At 64.1% G+C, this 22872-nt stretch carries 15 protein-coding genes; 6 read left to right on the top strand and 9 right to left on the bottom strand.

Going from position 1 to position 22872, the window contains the following annotated elements; all coding sequences use genetic code 11:
- Positions 1-195 precede the first annotated feature (195 nt).
- Positions 196-1605 carry a lipopolysaccharide biosynthesis protein gene (locus tag EN846_RS07505; RefSeq protein WP_127285317.1) on the top strand — a complete coding sequence of 470 codons (1410 nt, stop codon included), beginning with the start codon at positions 196-198 and terminating at the stop codon, positions 1603-1605.
- Positions 1602-2696, top strand: a complete 1095-nt coding sequence (locus EN846_RS07500) for a glycosyltransferase family 4 protein (protein ID WP_127285318.1) — start codon at positions 1602-1604, stop codon at positions 2694-2696. Before EN846_RS07505 ends, EN846_RS07500 begins: the two co-directional genes overlap by 4 nt.
- Here the strand turns inward: EN846_RS07500 and EN846_RS07495 are convergent.
- Positions 2682-4166 carry a hypothetical protein gene (locus EN846_RS07495; protein WP_127393561.1) on the bottom strand — a complete coding sequence of 495 codons (1485 nt, stop codon included), beginning with the start codon at positions 4164-4166 and terminating at the stop codon, positions 2682-2684. The two genes, EN846_RS07500 and EN846_RS07495, sit on opposite strands and share 15 nt — an antisense overlap.
- Positions 4167-4460: 294 nt before the next feature.
- Here EN846_RS07495 and EN846_RS07490 point away from each other — a divergent pair, with 294 nt between their 5' ends.
- The gene (locus EN846_RS07490; RefSeq protein ID WP_245493240.1) at positions 4461-5624 is read left to right on the top strand and encodes a GNAT family N-acetyltransferase; all 1164 of its coding nucleotides are present in this window, start codon (positions 4461-4463) and stop codon (positions 5622-5624) included.
- Between the two features lie 77 nt (positions 5625-5701).
- On the opposite strand, the gene EN846_RS07485 is transcribed toward EN846_RS07490, so the two are convergent.
- The 3 genes from EN846_RS07485 to EN846_RS07475 form a co-directional block, all read right to left on the bottom strand.
- Complete coding sequence (locus EN846_RS07485; protein ID WP_127393560.1) at positions 5702-6928, bottom strand: NAD(P)/FAD-dependent oxidoreductase; 1227 nt, start codon at positions 6926-6928, stop codon at positions 5702-5704.
- Entirely contained in the window at positions 6925-7773 is an 849-nt protein-coding gene (locus EN846_RS07480; protein ID WP_128345994.1) for a WecB/TagA/CpsF family glycosyltransferase, read from the bottom strand. The genes EN846_RS07485 and EN846_RS07480 overlap by 4 nt, the downstream gene beginning before the upstream one ends.
- A 261-nt stretch (positions 7774-8034) precedes the next feature.
- Positions 8035-8841 (bottom strand): MerR family transcriptional regulator, encoded by an 807-nt coding sequence (locus EN846_RS07475; protein ID WP_127308869.1) that lies wholly within the window; start codon positions 8839-8841, stop codon positions 8035-8037.
- Positions 8842-9022: 181 nt separating this feature from the next.
- On the opposite strand from EN846_RS07475, the gene EN846_RS07470 reads away from it, so the two are divergent.
- Positions 9023-10303 carry a 4-aminobutyrate--2-oxoglutarate transaminase gene (locus EN846_RS07470; RefSeq protein ID WP_127308877.1) on the top strand — a complete coding sequence of 427 codons (1281 nt, stop codon included), beginning with the start codon at positions 9023-9025 and terminating at the stop codon, positions 10301-10303.
- A gap of 34 nt (positions 10304-10337) precedes the next feature.
- On the top strand, positions 10338-11819 hold the full coding sequence (locus tag EN846_RS07465) for an NAD-dependent succinate-semialdehyde dehydrogenase (RefSeq protein WP_128346107.1): 1482 nt from the start codon (positions 10338-10340) through the stop codon (positions 11817-11819).
- A 46-nt stretch (positions 11820-11865) separates the two neighbouring features.
- Here EN846_RS07465 and EN846_RS07460 read toward each other — a convergent pair whose 3' ends face one another.
- Positions 11866-16686 carry a winged helix-turn-helix domain-containing protein gene (locus tag EN846_RS07460; RefSeq protein WP_127391243.1) on the bottom strand — a complete coding sequence of 1607 codons (4821 nt, stop codon included), beginning with the start codon at positions 16684-16686 and terminating at the stop codon, positions 11866-11868.
- A gap of 155 nt (positions 16687-16841) precedes the next feature.
- On the opposite strand from EN846_RS07460, the gene EN846_RS07455 reads away from it, so the two are divergent.
- Positions 16842-17696, top strand: coding sequence for a DUF1194 domain-containing protein (locus EN846_RS07455; protein WP_127308872.1), 855 nt, complete (start codon positions 16842-16844; stop codon positions 17694-17696).
- 63 nt (positions 17697-17759) lie between these two features.
- Here EN846_RS07455 and EN846_RS07450 read toward each other — a convergent pair whose 3' ends face one another.
- The 4 genes from EN846_RS07450 to EN846_RS07435 form a co-directional block, all read right to left on the bottom strand.
- The gene (locus EN846_RS07450) at positions 17760-19586 is read right to left on the bottom strand and encodes a patatin-like phospholipase family protein (protein WP_187331328.1); all 1827 of its coding nucleotides are present in this window, start codon (positions 19584-19586) and stop codon (positions 17760-17762) included.
- Positions 19587-19879: 293 nt separating this feature from the next.
- A complete protein-coding gene (locus EN846_RS07445; RefSeq protein WP_127391246.1) occupies positions 19880-20695 on the bottom strand; it encodes an oxidoreductase in 816 nt (271 codons plus the stop codon).
- Positions 20696-20761: 66 nt separating this feature from the next.
- Entirely contained in the window at positions 20762-22057 is a 1296-nt protein-coding gene (fabF, locus tag EN846_RS07440; RefSeq protein WP_127391247.1) for a beta-ketoacyl-ACP synthase II, read from the bottom strand.
- A gap of 147 nt (positions 22058-22204) precedes the next feature.
- Entirely contained in the window at positions 22205-22810 is a 606-nt protein-coding gene (locus EN846_RS07435; protein WP_127391253.1) for a TetR/AcrR family transcriptional regulator, read from the bottom strand.
- Positions 22811-22872 lie beyond the last annotated feature (62 nt).

Raw genomic sequence — 22872 nt, 5'->3', positions numbered from 1 at the left:
CCAGTATTCAGGATTAACGTTAGCCTTTCGTTAAGGTTACCGAGGTGCTTACGCGATTCATTTCGCGCTAACGGTAACCATGAGCAGCGTTCGCGCTGGCGCGATTGCGGGCTTTTGCTCTATTCAGGGGGCAGGTTTCAGCGTCGGCTCGCCTGCCGCGGGGGTTAGGCAAGTTGATTGCTGCAGGGGCCGACGTTGAGTGAGAATCAAGCCGATCGCGACGCCGTGGCCGGGAGCGCCAGCCCCGCGGCCGGCATGCGCATGCCCATCGTGGCGCTCGCCAAGAGCGGCGCGGTGGCCGGCGTCATCAAGCTTGCCAGCGCCGGCCTGTCCTTCCTGATGTTCGTCGCCGTCGCGATGGTGATGGACGGACGGCAGTTCGGCCTCTACAGCGCGACCTATGCCGGCGCCAGCCTGGTGTCTTTCTTTGCCTCGGTCGGCCAGCAGAGCACCGTGCTCAGGTTCTGGCCGCAATATGCCGGGCTTGGCGATCTCAACTCCGCCCATGGCATGATGGCGCGCGCCATTCTGGTGGCGCTGGCGGGGCTCATAGGCTCCAGCCTGTTGATCCTGCTGGTCGGATTCCTGCCGTTCATCGGCAAGGGCACGCCGGAATGGTTCTCGCTGTGCCTGGCGGCCGCAGTGCTGTCCTTCTCGCTCGGCTGGTCGGAGTTCACGTCCGGCGCCTTCCGGGCCAAGAACGCGCTGATATCCGGCCTTTTGCCGCGCGATATCATCTGGCGCGCGGCGACGATCGGCATCCTTTTCGTCTGCCATTTCATGCGCGTGGAGATGAGCGCGGTCGAGGCGACCTGGCTGACCGCCCTGCTGCTCATCCTGTCGGTCGTTCCGCAGACAGTGCGACTGGTGCGCGACACGGCGCGCGCGGAACGCGGCCCGCTGAGCGAAGGGCAGAAGCAGGAATTCAAGACGGTGACGCTTGGCCTGTGGGGCGTCACCTCGCTGCCGCCGGCGCTCGGGCAGGTGAGCACCCTGCTTGTGGCCATGATCCTCGGACCCGAGGCCGCTGGCGCGATCTTCGTCGCCGACCGAACGACGCGTTTCGTGGCGCTTGCGCTCAACGGTATCAACCAGGCGCTTGCGCCGCAGATTTCCAGCGCCTTCTACAGCGGCGACAGGGCGCATGTTCAGCGCATCACCAGCCTCGCCGCGCTCGGCAGCTTCGCGATCGCGCTGTGCGTGCTCGCGGCATTCTGGATCCTGGGCGGCTTCATCCTGTCGATGTTCAATCCGGCCTACGCCACGCCGACCATGCGGGCGACGCTCGTCATCTTCGGCATCGGCGCGACGTTCGGCACGGCTTGTGGCCCGATCGAGGTGCTGCTGCAACTGACCGGCCTGCAGCATGCGCTGTTCAAGGTACTGGTCGTCGTCAACGCGCTCGGCCTCGGCGCCACCGCCGTGACGACCTACTTCTTCGGCCCCATCGGCGCGGCTGTCAGCATCGCCGGCACGGTCATCGCCTGGACCGCCATTGCCGTGTCGATCGCCAAGCGTAGAATAGGCATCGATCCATCGGTCTTCGGCTTCACTATGGGAAGGCCGGCGCTCGCCGCCCGCGTGGCGCTGAAGGGGCGTATGTGAGGATCATCCAGGTCCAGACCCAGGCCGAAGCGGCCGGCGCGCAACGCATTTCCGACATGGTGGGTGAAGGCTTGCGGGCTCGCGGGCACGATGTGCGCACCGTTTTCATGTACAGGAAGACGGACGCCTTCGATGGCGATCCGCACGCGGATTTCGTCCTTGCCGAACCCCCGAAAGGATTGCCGGGACAGGTCCGCGCGGCCATCGGCCTTGCTGCCTATCTGCGCGCGGCGCGGCCGGATGCGGTCATCTCCTACCAGCACTACGGCAACATCTTCGGCACGATCGGCGCCCGGCTGGCCGGTGTCCGGCACATCGTCGCCAACCAGAGCGGTGCGCCGCAGACCAAAGGGGTGATGGGCCTGCTCTCGCGGATCGACAGACTGATGGGGGTGCTCGGCCTCTACCAGGCGAATGTCGTCAACTCGGCCTGGACGCAAGCGCAGTTCGATCGCTATCCGCAAGCCTATCGGCGGCGGATCCGGCGCATCGATCACGGCGTTCCCGCACCAGCTGATGATTTCGACAAGGCGGCGGCACGCGCCGCCTTCGGCTTGCCCCGCGATGCCTGGCTCGCCGTCTCGTCCGGGCGCCTGACGCAGATGAAGAACCAGATCGCGCTGGTTGGGGTGCTCGAGCGGCTTCCCGATGTCCATGTGGCGCTTGCCGGCGTCGGACCGGAGCGGGACGCGCTCGTCGACTTTGCCGGAAGCAGGGGCCTGGCGGACCGGCTGCATCTGGTCGGCGAGGTTCCTACGGCGCGCATTTTCGAATTCCTCGCTGCGGGCGATGCCTATGCGTTTCCATCGACGACCGAGACCTTTGGCCTTGCCTGCGTCGAAGCGGCGATTTCCGGTCTGCCGGTGGTATCGAACGACCTTGAAGTGATGCGCGAGGTGCTGACGGCCGAGGACGGCGAAGCGGCGGCGATCTTCGTCAACGCCGATGCCGACGGCATGGCCGGGGGGCTTGCGGAGATGCTCGCCAGGCCGGAACTGATGGCCAGGCTCTCCGCGGCGGGACGGCGACTGAGGGACAAGTACTCGCCGGCGAGGATGTGCGCGGGCTACGAGGCGCTACTGCTTCCCTGAACGCTTTCGCGCCGCCGCGATCCCGTCGATCACTTCCAGCCGGCCCGCGCGGTTGAGGGTGTGGATCTTCGGGTATGGCCAATCGCCTTCCGGGTCTATCGGCCGAGGCTGCGAAAGCCGCACCGTCCGCCGGTCGAGGTCCAGCAATTCCGACAGGCCAAGCCCGCCGCCGTAGCCGAGCGTTCCGTCCTGAACCGGAAGCAGGATACGGCCCTCCCGGTTGCGAACGAAAGCTCCGCCTGGGCGTGCCATACGAAGGTCGATCAGGACAGGGTTCATGGGATGCGGGGTCCACGGGCCGGAGAGCGCCGGAGCGCTGAAAACCACCAGCGTGTCGGACGTGCTGCCGTAACCGTCGCGATCGGTCGCGAACAGCCAAAGTTGTCCGCCATGCTCGAGCAGCGTCGCGTCGGAGATCTCGCCTTCGACCAGCACCGTCTCGGCGGTCCAGCGTTCCGGGAAGCCCGTGGCGCGATAAAGGGTGAGCCTGCCGCCGGCGCTGGCCTCGGGAAGCATCCAGACCGCGCCGTCACGCTCGAACACCTGCGGGTAGGAGAGGTGGTGCGGCTCCTCCAGCACGACCCTCGGCGTTTCGGGTGTGCCGCTCGCATCGAACGGCACGACGGAGATGACGGCCTTGCCGGTCGCATGAGGGTAATCCTCGACAAAGAGGAATGACTGCCCTTGCCACTCGAACGGAAAAGGGTCGGCGTAGAAATGGTCGCCCGGATCCGGCAGGACCGACCAGCCGGTTCCGAGCCGGCCTGTGTCCGCCACGCCGGGCGCATCGGTGAAGCGGTAGCCGACGCGCCAATGCGCATGGCGATAACCGACGCGCCTTATGGCCTCCCGGCCGAGCCGCGGCAGCGCGGAGCCCAGATAGGCGGTGGCGAAGCCAAACGCCGTCGCGCCCTTTCGGCCCTGGGCGTCAGGCGTTCCTTCTGCCTGAAAAGGCCGGCCTTCGGCGAAGGCACGGGCGATCGAGACGACCAGCGTGACGGCGCGGACCAGCACATCCTCGGTGCCGAGCGCCGCCGATTCCCGCTTCTCCACCATCGGCCGAGCCCGGCCCACCACCATCTTTCCGTCGAGGACGGCCTCGATGACCGGCAGCCTGCCGGCCGCGACCGCCGTCGCCGCCGAGAGGTCGGAGGCCGACCCGTCAAACAGCAGGCCAATCGTCGGGACATCCGACGGCGCCGCGTTGCCGGCGAGGTCCAGTCTCAACGTTGCGGGCAGGCCGCCGGATCGTGCCTCGATCCTGTCCAGCGGAGCGCCGAGGCCGGGCCCTTTCCGTCGAAACAGGCGCTGCTCGAAGGCAAAGGCGAGCTTTGCCGCAGCCGGCCAGGCGGCCGCTTCGGCCTGATGCAGCACGGCCACGTCATGACCGTCGGCCCGAAGCCGCTCGATGACGAGCTCTTGCCATCGGCGAGGGGCAATTTGCGGAACAATCACGTCGATCGAGACCATGTCATTCCCGTTCGCGGTTGTATTGGTGCTCGGGCCGCAGACACTCGAAAAGAAATCACTTGGCCGAAAAAGCTTACCTTGCGGTTACACTTGAAATCCGAATGCGTGATTTGCGGAAAAATAAATCTCGACTGCCTCGGCCCGATCCTGCCGAGCGCCGAATGCATGACAGATTTGCAACCGGCGTCCCAACTCTTGCATATACCAAGTTTCTAACTTTCCTGCGATTTGCCTTGACGCGGAACGCAAGACGTCGTCGATAGATCGGGCCGCAGTCTGCCGGTTCGGATACATATGTTTGAAGTCACTGCCGAGGATTCCTTCGACTTCCGCTCGACGGAATATGCCGAGCTGTTCGCCAGCTCGGCGGCGACGGCCTTTCAGCACCCGATATGGCTGGCGCAGCTCTATGAGCGGATCGTCCGGCAAAGCTCCGCCACACCGCTGATCATCGTCGTGCGCAGCCGGCAGGGCGGCAAGCTCGCCATGGTCCTGCCGCTGGTCAGGCGCCGGTACACGCTGCTCAAAGTCGTGGAATTCGCCGACATGCGCGTTTCCGACTATGTGTCCCCGGTCACCGACGAGGAGACCTTGTCGCGCATCCTGGCGGACAGCCGCGTCGTCGCCTCGATCCGCAGGCTCCTGCGGCCCTATGATCTGCTGCGCATCGGCAAGCTGGCGGATCGCTCGCTCGCCATCGAGCGCCTGTTCGGCATTGAGAAGCGCGAAAGCATGGGCATGAGCGCCTATTCCAGCAAGCTGGAGCCGACATTTTCCGCCTGGCGCGAGCATCAGCTCGACCAGTCCTACCGCAAGGAACTCGACAAGAAATCCCGGCAGCTCGGCCGGTTGGGGGAGGCGCGCTTCAAGTGCGCCGAGAGCATCGACGCCATCCGTACCACATTCGACGCGCTCAAGGTCTATCGCGGCAAGCGCTTCGACGGCAGCAACGGCCCCGCCGACCTGCTGCAGCAGCCGTCCTATTTCGACTTCTATCTTGCCGTCGCGGCGGAAGGATGTGGCGGTTTCGCGCGCACCTACACGTTCTGGATGAACGACAGGGCGATCGCCGGCGCGCTTGGGCTTGCGCATAATGGCTCGCTTCTCGTCATCCTCGGCGGCTTCGACGAAGCCAGCTACAGGAAGCAGTCGATCGGCAGCCTGCTGTTCGAACAGATCGCGCGCGATTGCATCGAGCGCGGCGACCACTCCCTCGACTTCACCATCGGCGACGAGCCCTACAAGCGCATCTTCGGCGGCCGCCCGTCGCCGATGTGGCAGATCTTCCGGGCGGGAAGCCCGCTCGGCTACGCGGCGCATTTGACGGTGGAGAAACTGCCGGCGGCGAAGGCGCTGGCGCGGCGCGTGCTGCACGGCAAGAAGGCCGCGCCCGATCGCGCGATCGCGGCGCCGGTTCCCGTGGACGAGGAGTTCAGCCCTGAGGTTCGAAAAACCTGAAGCGCGTCGCGCCTGGTCGACCAGCGGTACAAACGAGATGGATGTTGGAGCGGCTTCCGCTGTGGAGATCAGCCGCTCTAGGTCGCCGCTTCGAGCCTCGGCCTCTTGAGGCCGCGCAGCCTTGCGGCGAAACCGGGGCTCAGCCTGTTGATCCCATGCATGATGCGGCGGCGGCTGAAGTGGAGATGCCGGCGCGCGCGCCAGCGCAGATCGTTCTCGATGGTCAGGCGGCGGCGGAAATCCGCCAGCTGCAATCCGTGCGCATCCATCGCCAGCTTGGCGGGATCGCCGTAGAAAGCCGCGATTTTCGCGGCCGCCATGCCGGGGGAGGCCAGCCATTGCGGCACATGCGCCTTGCACAGGCGCTCGACGTCGGTGAGCAGACGGCTGACGCCCGTTCCCGCGGCCGGACAGGATGTCTGATAGGCATCGCCGATCAGGACGACGCCGTCCTTCACGCAATTCTCGGCGACGGTGATGTCGGTCAGCCAACTCTCGACCTTATCCATCACCTCGAAATCGCCGAATGCCTTGACCAGCCCCGGCAGCGTGTCGATCAGCGTTTCCTTCGGCTGTTCGCGCAGCGCCTTCACCCAGGGGTCGCGATGATCCCTGAAGACAAACAGATTGGCGCGCGTGACGTCGGCGGCCGGGAACAGGTTGAGATAGTCGATGCCGTCCGAGGTCCGCTCGCCATAGTAGGTGAGCGCGGAATGCCGGAAGGCGCCCGCTCCCGCCGGGCGAAGGTTGAAGCCGAAGGTCAGCGACTGCCGCTGGTGGACGAACCTGCGTTCGATGCCGAGGTCGCGCTTCAGGATGTCGCCCATACCGGTGGCCAGCACGAGCAGCCTGGCGGTGACGTCGCCCTGGCCCAGGATCGACACGCGCTGGCGCTCGGCGCCTGCCTCCAGAGCGTTGACCCGGCCGGCGATGAAGCGGACGTTTTCGGGCAATGCCGCCCGCATGGCGTTGACAAGATCGTCGTAGAAGATGCCGTAGTGGCGCGCGTGCGTGCGGTCGAGAAGGCGCCCCTTGCGGATGTTGACGATCTCATCGAATGCGACGGCAGCGCCGGCGAGCCTGTCGAGCAAGCCGATCCGGCGCAACTTTTCGATCTGGTCGCCGGCGATCTTCTCGACGCGGAATTCCCGGGGGAAGACGGCATAGCGATCGATCAGCGTGACCTGATAGCCGGCGCGGCCGAGCACGTTGGCCGCAAGCGTGCCGGACAGCCCGCCGCCGACGATGACGATCTCCGTATCGATGCCCGCCGGCAGCGGAGGGCGGGACTGATCGGCGGTCATTTGGAATACCTCAAGATGGCGTAGATGGCCTGGGGGCTGGTTGTGAAATAGCGCCAGAAAAGCCGGCGCGGCTCCATCAGTACGCGCCACAGCCATTCGAAGCCGGCCTTCTGCACCCAGTGCGGCGCCCGCCGCACTTTGCCGGCAAGATGGTCGAAAAGCCCGCCCGACGTCTTGATGACGCCGACATTCGAAAGCCGCGAGGCAAAGTCGCGCACGAAGATCTGCTCGCGCGGAACGCCGAGGCCGAGCCACAATATGTCGGGCGCGAGCGCGTTGATCTCGTCGAGCTTCTTCTCAAGCGCTTCGCCGGCGAGGTAGCCGTGGCAATTGCCGACGATGCGCAGGCCGGGATATCTGGCCCTCATTCCGGCGACGGCGCTGCGGTTCTCGGCCTCCGTCGAGCCGAGCAGGTAGAATGTAGTGCCCTCGCGCTCGGCGAGCCTGGCCACATCGTGAAAAAGGTCGGTCGTGGCGACGCGTTCCGGCAATTGCACCCTGCACAACAGGCGCGAGGCGAAAACAAGCGGCTGACCGTCGGCGAAGATCTGGTCGGCTTCGCGAAAGAGTCCGGCGGTTTCCGCATTGACGCGCGTCTGGGCGATGACGTCCCCATTGGCAGAGGTGAAATAATAGGGGCGGCTGCCGGAAAGGTGTCCCCGCGCCGCCGCGACCATCAGATGGGCCGCGTCCTGCCTGTCGATCACAGTGATCGGCAGCCCGCCGATCAAAACGGTCGGAAAGGTCGAAAGGCCTTCCGGAAGGGATGCTGCTTCCCGCCGCGCGGCGGCCGCGCCACCCGCACCGGACGCAGACCCCTCAAAATCTCCCTGTGACTGTTCCATTGCCCTGCGCATTCGAGAAGTATTCCACCTTCGAATATTCTAGGTAAAACCCGCAGAAAGTTAAGCAATTCGTTAATCGTTAGTTAACTCGTCAATTTTTACTAAAACTATCTGCAACGACCGGATTCTTTGTTTCATCCAAGGCGTGTATCGAGGTGGTATGAAACTCGCCGCCGAGTCGATCTCCGGGAAGAGGTGGCGGTGCCCAAAGTCCTGCCGTTTTTCAGGAGTCCGGGCGGCCGATGGGACCACCCGTCACGGTCAGAAGGTCGGCGGGGTGTTGATCCAGAGCAGGACGGTTTCGCCGTCGTGGCGATTGCGCCAGGAGTGGTAGCGGCGGCTCTCGAAATACAAGGAATCGCCCGGGCCGAGATCGAAGAACTGGTCGGCATCGAGCACCAGTTCCAGGCGTCCGGACAGCACGTGCATGAATTCCTCGCCTTCGTGGCGGTAGGCGCCTTCGCTGGCGGCGCCCGGCGCCAGGACGAAACGGTGGCAGTCCATCATCGTGCGGCCCTCGGCGAGAAGCTGCACCGTCACGCCCGGCGTGGTTTCCGGCCATGTGCGCCAGGCGCCGGCGCGCACGAGCGCCGGCACGTCGTCCCGCTCCTCGCCGGAAAGGCGTGAAACGGTGGTGCCGTAATACTGCGCCAGGTCGTGCAGGGTCTTGAAGCTGACGCCCTGGGATGTCCGCTCCAGCGTGGAGAGCGTGGAGGCGGCAATGCCGATATCGGCGGCAATCTGGTCCAGCGTCTTGCCGGCGCCGTGGCGAAGGCTGCGGAGCCTGCGGCCGAGGTCGGACGCATCCGTGGCGTCGGGACTGTCGGACGGCGCCTCGCTTTCCAGCGCCTCGCGGATGGCCGCCGGGTTGAGGCCGCGCTCGGTCCGATACCAGGCGATCTTCTGCAGCCGCGCCACATCCTCGGCGCTGTATTGCCGGTGGCCGGTCTCCGACCGTCCCGGCACCACGAGCCCCTGGCTTTCCCAGAGGCGCAGCGTCGAGGCAGAGACGCCGGCCGATTTCGCCGCCTCCGCCACCTTGTAGCGTACCGGCGTGGCATTGCTCATGAGCCGAATATTCCCGGTTGGTTGTCTCTCAGCCCTGTTCAGGACCATCGCCGAAAACGGCGGCGGTTTGAAGCCGAAAACACCGCTTGCATTCTTGCAGAAAAAATGTAGGAAGTTTGTACATGCCTTGCAGAAATTATGCAAGATATCAAAATCCCACCCCAGAGCGCAGGAGCGCATGATGGCCGCGACCACCCTCACTGACCGCAAGAATGCAGCGATTTCCCGCGGCGTCGGCATGACCACGCAGATCTATGCCGAGCGTGCCGAGAACGCTGAAATCTGGGACAAGGAGGGCCGCCGCTACATCGATTTCGCCGCGGGCATCGCCGTGCTCAACACCGGCCATCGCCATCCGCGCGTGATCGCGGCGGTGAAGGATCAGCTCGATCATTTCACCCACACCTGCCACCAGGTCGTTCCCTATGAGAGCTATGTGCGCCTGGCCGAGCGGCTCAACGCGCTGACGCCGGGCGATTTCGCCAAGAAGACGATCTTCGTCACGACCGGCGCCGAAGCTGTCGAGAACGCCGTCAAGATCGCCCGCGCCGCGACCGGCCGCTCCGCTGTCATCGCCTTCGGCGGCGGCTTCCATGGCCGCACCTTCATGGGCATGGCGCTGACCGGCAAGGTCGTGCCCTACAAGGTCGGCTTCGGCGCGATGCCGGGCGATGTCTTCCACGTGCCGTTTCCGATCGATCTCCATGGCGTGACCTCCGAACAGTCGCTGGCGGCGCTGAAGAAGCTGTTTGCCGCCGATGTCGATCCGCAGCGCGTCGCCGCGATCATCATCGAGCCGGTGCAGGGCGAGGGTGGCTTCTATCCGGCGCCGGCGTCGCTGATGAAAGCGCTGCGCGAACTGTGCGACCAGCACGGCATCCTGCTGATTGCCGATGAGGTGCAGACTGGCTTTGCCCGCACCGGCAAGATGTTTGCGATGGATCATCATGCCGTGGCGCCCGACCTGGTGACGATGGCCAAGAGCCTCGCCGGCGGTTTCCCACTCGCCGCCGTCACCGGCCGAGCGGAAATCATGGACGCACCGGGACCGGGCGGGCTGGGCGGCACCTATGGCGGCAGCCCGATCGGCGTCGCGGCCGCCCATGCCGTGCTCGACGTCATCGAGGACGAGGATCTCTGCGGCCGCGCCAACCAGCTCGGCAACCGGCTCAAGCAGCGCCTGGAATCGCTGCGCGAGAAGGCGCCGCAGATCGTCGATATCCGCGGTCCGGGCTTCATGAACGCGGTCGAGTTCAACGACAGGACGACGAAGCTGCCGAGCGCCGAGTTCGCCAACAAGGTGCGGCTGATCGCGCTCGATAAGGGCCTGATCCTGCTGACCTGCGGCGTGCATGGCAACGTCATCCGCTTCCTCGCCCCGATCACCATCCAGGACAGCGTCTTCGGCGAGGCGCTCGACATTCTGGAGAGCGCGATCCTCGAAGCAAGCGCCGGCAACTAGCCGGAGCCCCCGTCCATTTTCCGGAGCAGATCACATGGCCTTCACGACCGCGTTGACCAAGCATGTTTCCTTCTCGTCGCGCTTCCTGCGCGACACCGGCTACATCGACGGCGTCTGGACCGCGGGAGACGCGAGCAGGACCTTCGACGTGCTGAACCCGGCAACCGGCGAAGTGCTGGCGTCACTGCCCGACATGGGTGCCGCCGAGACGCGGGATGCGATCACCGCCGCCCATGCCGCGCAGCCGGCCTGGGCGGCGCGGCCGGCCAAGGAGCGCGCCGCGATCCTGCGCAAATGGCACGAGCTGATGGTCGCCAACGCCGATGAGCTAGCGGCCATCCTGACCGCCGAAATGGGCAAGCCCTTCGCCGAGGCGCGCGGCGAGATCCTCTACGCCGCCGCCTATGTCGAGTGGTATGCCGAAGAAGCCAAGCGCATCTATGGCGAGACGATCCCGGCGCCGTCGAATGACAAGCGCATGATGGTCATCAAGCAGCCCGTCGGCGTCGTCGGCACGATCACGCCGTGGAACTTTCCCGCCGCGATGATCGCCCGCAAGGTCGCGCCGGCGCTCGCCGTCGGCTGCACGGTCGTCTCGAAGCCCGCCGAGCAGACGCCGCTTTCGGCGCTGGCGCTGGCCGTCCTTGCCGAGCAGGCCGGCGTGCCGGCGGGCATCTTCAACGTCATCGTCGGCGAAGACGGTCCGGCCATCGGCAAGGAATTGTGCGGTAACGACAAGGTGCGCAAGATCAGCTTCACCGGCTCGACCGAGGTCGGCCGCATCCTGATGCGCCAGTGCGCCGACCAGATCAAGAAGGTCAGCCTCGAGCTCGGCGGCAATGCGCCGTTCATCGTCTTCGACGATGCCGATCTCGACGCCGCGGTCGAAGGCGCGCTCGCCTCCAAGTACCGCAATGCCGGCCAGACCTGCGTCTGCGCCAACCGCCTCTACGTCCAGTCCGGCGTCTATGACGCCTTCGCCGCCAGGCTCGCGGCAAAGGTGGCGGCGATGCCGGTCGGCGACGGCTTCGAGGCAGGCGTGATGGTCGGCCCGCTGATCGACGACAAGGGCTTGGCGAAGGTCGAGAGCCATGTCGAGGACGCGGTATCGAAGGGTGCCAAGGTGCTGACCGGCGGCAAGCGCATCAAAGGCGCCGGCACGTTCTTCTCGCCGACTGTGCTGACGGGCGTCACAAGCGGCATGCAGGTGGCGCGCGAGGAGACCTTCGGTCCGGTCGCGCCGCTCTTCCGTTTCGACACAGTCGAGGACGTGATCGCGCAGGCGAACGACACCGAATTCGGACTTGCGGCGTATTTCTTCGCAGGCGACCTGAAGAAGGTCTGGCGGGTGGCCGAGGCGCTGGAATACGGCATGGTCGGGATCAACACCGGCCTGATATCCAGCGAAGCGGCGCCGTTCGGCGGCATCAAGCAGTCCGGCCTCGGCCGCGAAGGCTCCCGCCACGGCGCGGACGACTATCTGGAAATCAAATATCTCTGCATCGGCAATCTGTAGGCAGCTACTCTCGACTCAAGCGGCAACATCTGGCCCGTTGCCGACATCAGCCCGGACAGGTGCCGGTTGCAGGGTCCGCAGGCAGGAAGAAGCTTCGCCGCTCGCAAGCGGTGAGCTCGCGAGGCACGGTGCGCCGGGCGAAGTCGATGAGGTCCTTGGGCGCCTGGAAGACACGAACGATAGGGACACTTTTTTCGCCGGCAACAATTGCGACGCGGGTGCCGTCGGAACTGAAAGCTGCGCGTGTAAAGCCCAGTAGAACGGTTGCTTCGTCGTGGCTGCCAAGGACGGCAATTTGGCGCCCCGATTGCGTCGCCCATAGCCGCACCGTGCGATCTTTCGAGGACGCGGTCACGACATACAAACCGTTGGGACTGAACTGGGCGCTGTCGACGGCGCCGCTGTGGCCCCTTAGAACGGCCCTTTCCAGTCCGCCAGCGACCCCCCAGATGCGGACGGTTCCATCGCGCGAGCCGGTCAGCAGCGACTGACCGTCGGGGCTGAAGGCGAGGACCGTTAGCGCGCCGGTGTGTCCCACTAGCGTTCCGACGTTTGCTCCGTCCGCGGTCGACCAAATGCGAGCCGTGTGGTCGAGTGAGCCTGTGGCGACGAGTTGACCGTCCGGGCTGAAGGCCGCTGCCGTGATGCGATCCTGATGCCCCACAAGAACCCTGAGCTCGGCTCCGCCCGTCGTCAGCAGGTGGCCCGCATTGTCTTCCCTGGCCGAGAGGATCAGATTTCCGTCGGGACTAAGAATGGCCTGCGGCAGATTGCTGCTTGTATTGATGACGGCCAGCTTAGTGCCGTTCGCCGCGTCCCACAGCTGCGCGGTGCCGTTCATCGATGCGCAGAGAAGCGATTTGCCATCGCGACCAAACTGGATCTGGATCAGGCCGCCATGTGATCGGAACTGGGCGGTCTCCGAACCCGTGGCCACATCCCAAATTCGGACCTGGCCCTCAAGCGATGCCGTCGCGACGCGCCTTCCATCTAGGCTGAACGTCGCGCTTTGAACGATCTCATGTGTATCGAGCCGGATTGTCTCGCGCCCGCTCACGACATCCCACAGGTGCGCCGCGCTGTCGCCGCCGCCGGTCAGCAGGTGGACATTGTCGGGACTGAAGACCGCGAAAGTCGGCCGGTATTCATGCGAGAGCGCGGTCGTGAGGGCGCCGTCGACATCCCACAGCCGAGCGGTGCCATCATGTGAAGCAGTGAGAAGAATGTTGCTGTCAACCGGGCTGAATTCCAGATGCTCGACCAAAGATTCATGGCCGGCGATCGTCGTCACCAACGAGGCGCGTTCAACGTCCCAGATGCGGATCGGCCCATTGACCGAGGCGGTCGCCAGGAAGCGGTCGTCCGGGGTGAAAGCACCGGTCATCTCCACATCACGTTCATCCGTGTCGATGTCTGCCTTCAATCCCGAAACCTCCTGGCCGAGCACATCATCCAGCGTTCCCAACACTCCATCCCAAATCCGGGCAGTGCCATCGAGGGATACAGTGGCGATTCGCTGACCCCCGTGACTGAAAATCACGCCGTTCAATTGCGTGTCGCTCTTGCTGCCGGCCAACTTTGCGATCTCCGTTCCTTTCGACACATCGAAAAGGCTGGAAGTGTCGCGGTGTGAATGCCAACCCCACGGGCCGGCCAGCATCCGGCTTCCGTCCGGGCTGAACGCCAGGCTGTAGGGCCAGGAGGTCACTCGGATTGACCGCGTCAGCGCGCCGTCTGCGCTATTCCAGATCGAAACAAAATGCCTGCCTGCCGTCGCGAAGCTGCGGCCGTCTGAACTGAAAGCAGCACGCGTATATGCGTCGCTCCTTACACCTAGGACTTTCTTTCCGGTCCGAGCATCCCAGAGCGTTGCATCGCTGTTCTCCCCCGCCGTCAGCACCCGGGTGCCATCCGGGCTGAAGATTGCCGTCGGATAGTTGCTTACAGGCCGCAGGATGAAGAGCTGTTCTCCCGATGTGGCCTCCCAAAGGCGTGCAGTGCCATCCCTCGCGGCCGTCAGGATACGGCTCCCATCCGGGCTGAATTCAGCCCTCTCCAGGGCCTCTTCATGTCCTTTTAGAACTGCGGTTTCGGCGCCGCTGGAGATGTCCCAGACGGCTGCAGTCTTGTCGTGGGATGCGGTGACGATGCGATCGCCGGCCGGATTGAATGCCGCATCCGTCACGCCGGCCCCATGCCGGAAGATTTTGATCTGTCGGTGCGCCAGCAGAGCCTTGTAGAGGGCTGTCTCAGCCTCGAAGAGATAGGGCCGCTTGGGCTGGTCTTTCGAGGACAGTGCTTCGAGCGCCAACAGGATCGCAGCCTCGGTGTTGCCTCTCGACGCGGACTGCTCCGAAAGAAACGAGAGCGAAAGAGACTGATTGCGCAGCGCCTGATCGCGTTGGCCCCTTGCCTCTTCCCGCGCTTTGAAGGCGACCAGCGCGCCTGCGCCCGCCATGAGAGCGAGCGCGATCGCCACGATCGCGGCATTGCGCGTCCGTCGGGCGAGCCGGTTTGCTGCGACAGCCGCGAGGCTCCGGCGCTCGGCCTCGCGCTCCAGGCGCTCGCGTTTTGCCTCTTCGGCGGCCTCGATCAGCGCCAGCTCCGCGTGCCGATCCTTCTCCTCTTTCTGCCGATGGGCACGCAAGGACGCCTCGATGTATTCGAGGACGGCATCGTCGACCTCCTCGCGTCTTGACAGCATTAGCTCTTCGCCCTCCGCGAGACGTTTGCCGGACGGAAGGAGAAGCTCTCGATTCCTGTTCTCCAGGTGCCAACGGTGAGCGTCGGCCCTGAGGCGGTCGCGTGTCTCGAGGAAGTTCCGGTTTGCGTTCACAATGTCACCGGCGCGCGGCCAACGGCTCAGCAGTGCTTCATGTGCTACGCGGACGACGACATGGCCTGCGGCGTCCTCATCGCTGACGAGAAGCCGTGCGTCGATCAGGGCCCTGACGAGGGCCGATCGCGCGGGAGTGCCTGCAACTTCGGTGAGCAGGGCAGGACGCGCCGTCACCGTTTCATCGCCCGGATTTGCCGTGGTGAGGGCGCCCAGCACCGCGGGCAAGGCCTCCTGGATCTTGGGCGCCAGCAGGTCTACGACTTCATCGGCGCGGCGCGCGATTGCGCCTTCGAGCCCGCCGAGCGCGCGATAATGCGCAAAGGTGAGGAGCCGGCGCTCGCGACCGGCCTCGTACAACGCGTCGAGCACAAACTCGAGAAGCGGCAATGATCCGGGATCGGCAGCGGCTGCCTCCTGCAGCACATCATCGAGCCGCCCCAACTCGGCATTCTGCTCGAAGCGGAGCCCGGCAACGCCCGCGGGCTCGCGGATGATCTGCGCGATCTCCGGGCCGGTCGGCGGCAGGAGTTCGTAGCTGGCGAGACCGTCCTTGAGCGCCGAGAAGCCCGGCACCTCGCCGCAGCGGTGAAAGAAGTCCGAACGGATCGCCGCGATCACCCAGACCAGTCCGCTCGCGGCCAGCACCGCCATGAACCGCACAAGGGCCTCGCGCGTCGCCGGTTGCTTCTGCGTGGTGAACAGCTCCTCGAGCTGATCGATGGCAACCAGCAATCTGATCTGCGAGCGGGCCGATCCGCCAGCCCTGCCAAGTGCCTGCCGGATCATCGCCAGCGCCCGATCCGGAGCGTTCCTGCAGAGCAGCGCCAGCTCCGCGGCTGTTACTTCGCGGGACAGTTCCGGCACAGCAGCTTCGCCAAGCAGTGCCGCAGCCAGCACAGCGAACGCATCCGGCCCTTCTGAGAGGCGGATCAGGCAGCGGCGCCACAGGGATATGCCCGCCACGGCCCCAGGCCGCGTCAAAGACGGCATCAGGCCGGCGCGCAGCAGGGAAGACTTGCCGCAACCGCTCATCCCGTAAATGAGCAGGAATGCCGTGCCGCTGGCTGCCTGCTGCTCCAATCTTGCGGTGCAGGCAGCAATCGCCCGCGCCCGGCCGAAGAACAGGTCGGCATCTTCGAATTCGAAGGCATCGAGGCCGCGAAATGGCGACTTGACCGGTTCCTCCGAAGCAAGGGGTACGCGGTAGATGCGCAAGGCGCGCGCGACACTCTTCAGCTTGTGCTCGCCGAGATCGACGAATTCCAGCGAGAGCCGGTCTTGCGCCTGGGCGTGGACCGCTTCGGTGACGCAAATCCCACCCGGTCGGGACAGAATTTGCAGATGCGCGGCGACATCGACGGCCTCGCCCGCGAGGTGGTCCCCCTCGGCGACGACATAACCCAGGTGGACGCCGATGCGGAAGCGCAGGCGCTTTGTCTCGGGAACTTCGCAGTCCCGCCTGTCGACCTCATGCTGGATCTCGCTCGCACACCGCATCGCCTCGACAGGGCCGGCAAACTCGGCGACCAGGCTCCCTTCGCCGTTCCAGAACGCGCGACCCGCATGTTGGACCAGCAGCCGATCGATGATCTGCCGGTACTCCCGGAGAGATGCGGCGGAAATCCACTTGACTGTCGGCCGGCTCTCGGAGGCCAATTCGGCTGCCAGGATGGTCGCCATCCTCGGTCCGGCATTTGCGGGAAGGACCAGCCTGTAGCCGCGCCTCGGCACTGTCTGCACGACGGTCTGCCGGCTGTCGTTGAGCGCCGCACGGATCTCGTGAATGCATTGCACCAGGCTGTCGTCGGTGACGGCTATCCCGTTCCAGACCGCCCTCATCAGGTCGTCTTTGGTGACGACGCGATCCGCGTTCGCCAGAAGGTGACGAAGCACCGCAAAGGTCTGCTGGCGAAGTGCGATGGTCCTGTTGGACTTGTCGCGCAAGGTCTCGCTGCTCACGTCGGCGGTAATGCCGTTGAGTACGAACGTCGTGGGCGGCGAGCTATCCAAGCCGGTTTCCTCACGCACGAAGCCGCAGTCCAATGCTTCGATATTAGCACGGACTGCGAAGCGTCATCACCATCCGACGGGCGCGGAGCGCAGATTTCGGCGAATGATCGGAAGCTGTTCGTGACGCGCAGGACGCCTCGGACCGACAATTGCATGTCAGCGAGAGGCTCGCCATGGACGACCTTGTGCGGATTGCTCGATGTGCGGGTGCAAGACCGGTGCTGCGGCTCACGGCCGTCTGCTTTCTGCTCTTCGCTATGGCGTCGCAGGCTCTCGCGACCGACCGTCCCGCTGACCACCTGGCCGAAGTCGATCTGCAATTGATCCTGGCCGTGGACGTTTCGCCCTCGATGAGCAACGTTGAGCAACGAGTGCAACGCGACGGCTACGTCAGCGCCTTCCGCCACGCAGACATCGCGACCGCCATCAAGTCGGGAGAGCGGGGCAGAATTGCAGTGCTTTATCTGGAGTGGGCAGGGCCAGACCAGCAAACAGTCATCATGCCGTGGACAATTGTTGAAGGCCGCGAGGACGCCCTGATCTTGGCAGACAGGCTCGCGGCGCTGCCGTTGACCGTAGGTCGCGGAACGTCGATCTCCGGCGCATTGTGGGCGGCGCATGATCTGTTCGCGAAGAGTGGCTTGCGAAGCCCGCGCAGGGTTGTTGACGTATCCGGCGATGGACCCAACAATGCCGGAGCGCCGCTTGATCCCATCCGGCAGGTCCTTCTGGCGGAAGGCGTGACGATCAACGGGTTGCCGATCGCACTGCCCCGCATCGGCTGGGCCGGCGGGTTTGCGATCTACGACCGTTCCTATCTGCAATCCTATTTCGAACGCTGCGTCATTGGCGGACCAGACGCATTTGCGATCGGCGTCACCGAGGCCGCCATGTTCGCTACCGCGGTCCGGCTAAAGCTGGTGCGTGAAATTTCCATGAACATGGGTCAGGTGATCCACGCCGCCTACACGACGCGTTCCGACCGCACAGCCGACTGCAACATGATCGCTCAGTCGCCGGGCCGGTAAGTTCGGCAATGGGGACCGCGATGCAGGGCAGCAACGGAAGGCGCAAAGTCTAGTGGTGATGCGCTAAGTATGTGCGTTACCTAGCATCGCCCGGAGGCCTGAGTCGTTCTGGCGGAGACGTTCCTCGATCCATTGCGCCGTGCGGCCGTGGGCGTCCGAAAACAGCTCGGAATGCCGACTCCAATCCATGAAGGTGCTCGAGACCTGCGGACAGACCAAGACATCCTCGTCGCCGACGGCAATGTCCTGCGGCCCGTGTGCCAGCATACTCGCGGCAATAACCTGAAGCATGCTCGGAACCTGCGGCAGGCGGGCACGGCCGAAAGGGTTCAGCAGGGCGACCGCCAGTTCCGATCTTCCGGGGATGCGGTCATAGTCGACGTGGTATTTTTGCGGTCCATTGGACCCAAAGCTCACGATCACATTGGGGCCGGTCTTGAGTTCCCTCATCTGTTCCAGCGGCAAATTGTTCATGATGGCGCCGTCCACCAGCATATCGCCGTCAGCCGTAAAGAACGGCGGCAGGACACCCGGGAGCGAGCCGGATGCCCGAACGGCTTGCCAGAGTTTCCCACGACGGTGGACATGGGGCTGACGGCTGCTCAGATTGGTCGAAAGCGCAAAGAACGGAAGCCAAAGATCTTCGATCAGGACGTCGCCGTATTCTTCCCGAAGGGCTCGATCGAAGGCTTTGTGATCTAGAAGCGCGAAACGCGGCAAGGTGGGGCGCCGAAACGCCCTGCTCTTAACAAATACGTTGTGCGTGCCGCGGTCGATCTGCTCCGCGTCCAACCCTCTTGCGAAGCCGGCCATCATCGCGGCTCCGGAACTCGTCCCGCCGAGATAGTCGAAGCGCGCGCCCGCCTCGACGAAGGCCTTGTAGACGCCCAGATGGGCGCTGCCCAGGGACCCACCCCCCGCCGCCACGAAGCCACGGGCCTTGCAGGAAATAAATCGGACCAGGCGCTGGATATCAGACGCGTCCTCCAGCGCAACATGATGATGCTGGCCGACATGGGGACGCTCATCGAGCCACGCAGAGGTCCCGTAGACCGCAGCCGAGCGATTGTCGTGAATTAGGACAAGCCGACCGGTCGATGGTGGATGGACCGATAGCGCCAATTCCTCGGCCGTGTTCAAGCGAGGCGAGGAGGATGCGTTCGCTACAAGCAGGACGGTATCGGCCTGGCGAATGCAGACTCGTGTCCATTCATTAGGTTCTTCATCGGCGACGTAGACAACGAATTCAGCTTGCGCCTCGAGTTCGTTCAACCAGTTAAGGACCGGCTGGTCGTCGATCGGACGACCCGCGAACCTCGCGTGGACGTCATGCCGGGAAACGAACTGAGCGTGCGTGAGCGCACCGAACTCTTGCTGTAGGTGCCCGATGAAAACCGGTGAGATGCGGCTTCCGCCGGCTGCGATGATGGCAAGCGTTCGGATCTTGGCAGGTTTCTGACGTGACAAAATCGGAGATTGCGTGGCGAACCGGCGCGCCAGAGATGTTGTGACCGCCTCTCTCAGGTTCGGCAGAGCCTCGGCCGCCTTCTCGAAATGATTGCGACTGATTTCAAGGACGATCGAATCGCGCGCTGCAAGGACAGTGGCCGTACGGGGCAGGCCTGCAAAGAAACCAATTTCGCCGACCAGTTCGCCCTGTGCGATCTCGGCGACCGAGCCAATCCGATCTCCTTTGTGTACCGTAAAGCGACCGGACAGCACGACGAAGAACCTGTCCGATGGATCGCCTTCGCGAACCAGGACCTCACCGCGCCTTAGGACTAGACGGTCGGATTCGGCGGCCAAAGCCTCGAGCGCCAGCAACGACGCACGATCGAACATCAATGTCGCCGACAATAGTCTCGCGGCGAGAGAATCGACGGAGGACATTTGAGCCATCCCGAGGACGCATTCGCTCCGGCAATTGTATCCCGTGCCGCTCGTTTTTACAGCGTCGCAAGGCGCATTGGTTTCCGGTGGCGTCTGTGAGGCGCTCGATCCGCGGCAACTGGTGGGTAGCAGCGAGAGGCTTCGGAAGCCTAGGTGTTGTTAGCGGTGGTGGCGGAGGACCGTTCTCTCCGCTTCAACATTCGGCACCGGCCCATCTGTCGGTGGACTGGTAGCGGGAGAGCGCTACCGCTTTTCCCCCCACCTATCAGATCGACGGTTCCTGCTCCGTCGAATCAGACCGGCAGGCCAAGTTGCTTTCGAAGGCTTTTGTCGAACGCTGAGGCGGGAACGAAACGGCGCAGGAAGCTGACCTGGCGAGCCGTTTTTCCCGCCGTGTAGCGCCGCTTCGGGTCTGGGTCGGTCGCAGCCGCCAGAACTGTCTTGGCCACCACCTCGGGCGTATCACCCTTTTCCATCGCTTTCCGAACCGCCGCTTTCATGCCGGCCCGCGATGAGTTGTAGATATCGAGCAATTGATCCGGGGTGGCGAGGCTTTCTTCGAATGACGTGCGGGTATAGGCGGGCTCGACCAATGCCACTCGAATTCCGAACGGGCGCACTTCGTGGTCGAGCGATTCGGAGTAGCCCTCAATTGCGTGTTTGGTCGAGGCGTAAAGCGCGAAATAGGGAGCGGGGATGAACCCCTGCACCGAACTCACATTGACGATCCGGCCCTCGTTCTGACGTCGCATCGTCGGCAGGACTGCGTTTGTCATGCGGAAAACGCCAAAGACGTTCACGTCGAACAGCGCCTGAGCTTGAACAGTCGAGGATTCCTCGGCCGCGCCAAACAGGCCCATACCGGCATTGTTGACGAGCAGGTCGATGCGCCCGGTTTCGGCCAGCACATCGTCGACCAGCTGTGACACGGATGTGTCATCGGTCACGTCGCAGGTCAGCATCGTCACGCCGTCGCTTTTTCCAGCGATCGCGCGACGGCTGGTGCCGAACACACGAAAACCAGCGCTCTGCAGGGCATTGGCCGTTGCATGTCCGATGCCCGAGGATGCCCCTGTGACGATGGCAACGCCGGGATTGATCTTGTTCATGGAAATCACTTTCTTTGAGTTGGATTAGAGTGAGAAGAGGCAGAAAGACCGAAGCAAAGGCGTCGATCATCGAGGGCTTCGGCGGTCACGCCGGGCACCTTCCCAGCGCCGGAATAGAGCGCTGGCGTTGACCCCTCCGAAGCCAAAACCGTTGGAGATCGCGTACTCCATCTCCATTGACCTGGCCCGGTTCGCGACGAAGTCGATCCCTTCGCCCGCTGGATCAGGCGCGTTCAAATTGAGGGTGGGCGGTGCCACCTGATCCCTGAGCGCAAGGATCGTGAAGATCGCGCCAAGCCCGCCGGCGGCGCCGAGCAGGTGGCCTGTCGCCGACTTCGTTCCGCTGACGGCTATCCCGAAATCGTGCCCGAACACGCTCTTGATCGCTTCGATCTCACCAAGGTCGCCCACCGGCGTGGAGGTTGCATGGGCATTGAGATGACGGACCTCGCGCGCCGAAATCCCTGCCTGAGCGATTGCAATCTCCATAGCTCGGCGCGCGCCATCGCCGTCCTCGGGACCTGAAGTGACGTGATACGCATCCGCCGTCGTGCCGTAGCCGACGACCTCGGCGAGCGGTTCCGCGCCGCGCGCCAGTGCATGGCTCAACTCCTCGATGACCAGGATGCCAGCGCCTTCGCCCATGACGAAGCCGTCCCGTGACATGTCGAACGGACGAGAGGCCTGGTCGGGGCGATGATTGTAGGAGGTCGAAAGCGAGCGTGCCGCCGCAAAGCCGCCCAGACTGACCACGTTCATGCAAGCTTCGGTGCCACCGCACACGGCGACATCCGCGTCATCGGCCCGGATGAGGCGGGCGGCATCGCCGATTGCTTGGATACCTGCCGCACAGGCCGTCACAGGCGCGCCGAGCGCCCCCTTGAATCCGTAGCGAATCGAGATGTGGCCGGCCGCCATGTTGACCAGAAAGGATGGGACCGTGAATGGTGAAAGACGCCGTACTCCGCGCTGGTCGACTGTCCGCACCGCCTCCGTGATGGCCGGAAAACCTCCGACACCTGAAGCGATGATCGTTGCGGTGCGAACCCGATCGCTCTCCGAACTCGGCTCCCATCTCGCCTGGGCAAGCGCCTCTTCCGCCGCGGCCAACGCGAAAAGAATGAATCGGTCGATTCTGCGCTGGTCCTTCGGAGCCACGAAGGCATTGGCATCGAGGCCGGCCTCGGGATCGTCTTCCAGGGAGGGAACCACGCCGCCGACCTTTGCGGGCAACTCTCCCACGACCTCGTCCGCAAGCCTCGCGATGCCCGAGCGACCGCTCACGAGCCGCGTCCAGGTTGCCTCGACGTTTGCAGCAAGCGGCGTGACCGCTCCCATGCCTGTAACGACTATGCGTCGCATATACTCACCTATCAAATCGCTTGCGCCGCGAGGCTCTGCCCCACGCGCTGGCACAATCCTGACGGACGTTGGATTGCCGCTTACCCATCTGCCTAAAGAGGTGGATAGAAGCTGTGGCGCTGTGCATCCCGCTTGGAGAAACCACCGTCATAGGGGCGGCTCTTCCTGAGCATTGCTGGACGATGATCGCTGCAGCACGCTCTCGGCTGCGGCTTGCAGAAACTGCTTCGACAGTTGCTTGTCGTTGACGGCCCGTGAAAGGACGACCGCACCGACCATCGTCGAGAGGACGGCCATGGCCTTTCCATCGGGATCCTCGCCGTGGGCATCGCCAACCCATCCATCGAGCAGTTCGAGATATTCCCTGATCCCGGCTTCGAAGGATGCTTTTACGTCGCTGCCCTGCCTGGCTGCATCCGAGCCCAGCGCCACGACCGGGCAGCCGTCCATCCTTTCTTCGCGATGTCCGGCGCTGAGGTAGAACTCGATCACTGCACCAAGCGGGTCCTTGGGATTTTTCGCGGCCGCGTCCGACCATCGACGCGATGCGTGCTCCAGTGCCCGCCTGGACGCCAGCGCCTCCAAGTCCTCCTTTGATGCGAATTGCTTGTAAAAGGCGCCTTGGGTCAGCCCGGCGCCCTTCATCAGATCCTTAAGGCCGATGCCGTCAAAGCCATGCTTCCGGAAAAGGCGGCTTGCCACATCGATCACCGTCTCGCGGTTTTCCGCGGCCTGAGTGCGACTCACGCGCATCATCGATCTCCTTTTTTAGATTTCATTCGTAATCTATACCAGTTATAGAGTGTGAATGCAAT

The sequence above is a fragment of the Mesorhizobium sp. M4B.F.Ca.ET.203.01.1.1 genome (assembly GCF_004791025.1).
GTDB classification, from domain to species: Bacteria; Pseudomonadota; Alphaproteobacteria; order Rhizobiales; family Rhizobiaceae; genus Mesorhizobium; species Mesorhizobium abyssinicae.
The sequence above is the reverse complement of the archived record's forward strand: the minus strand, read 5'-3'. Positions and strand labels throughout refer to the sequence as shown.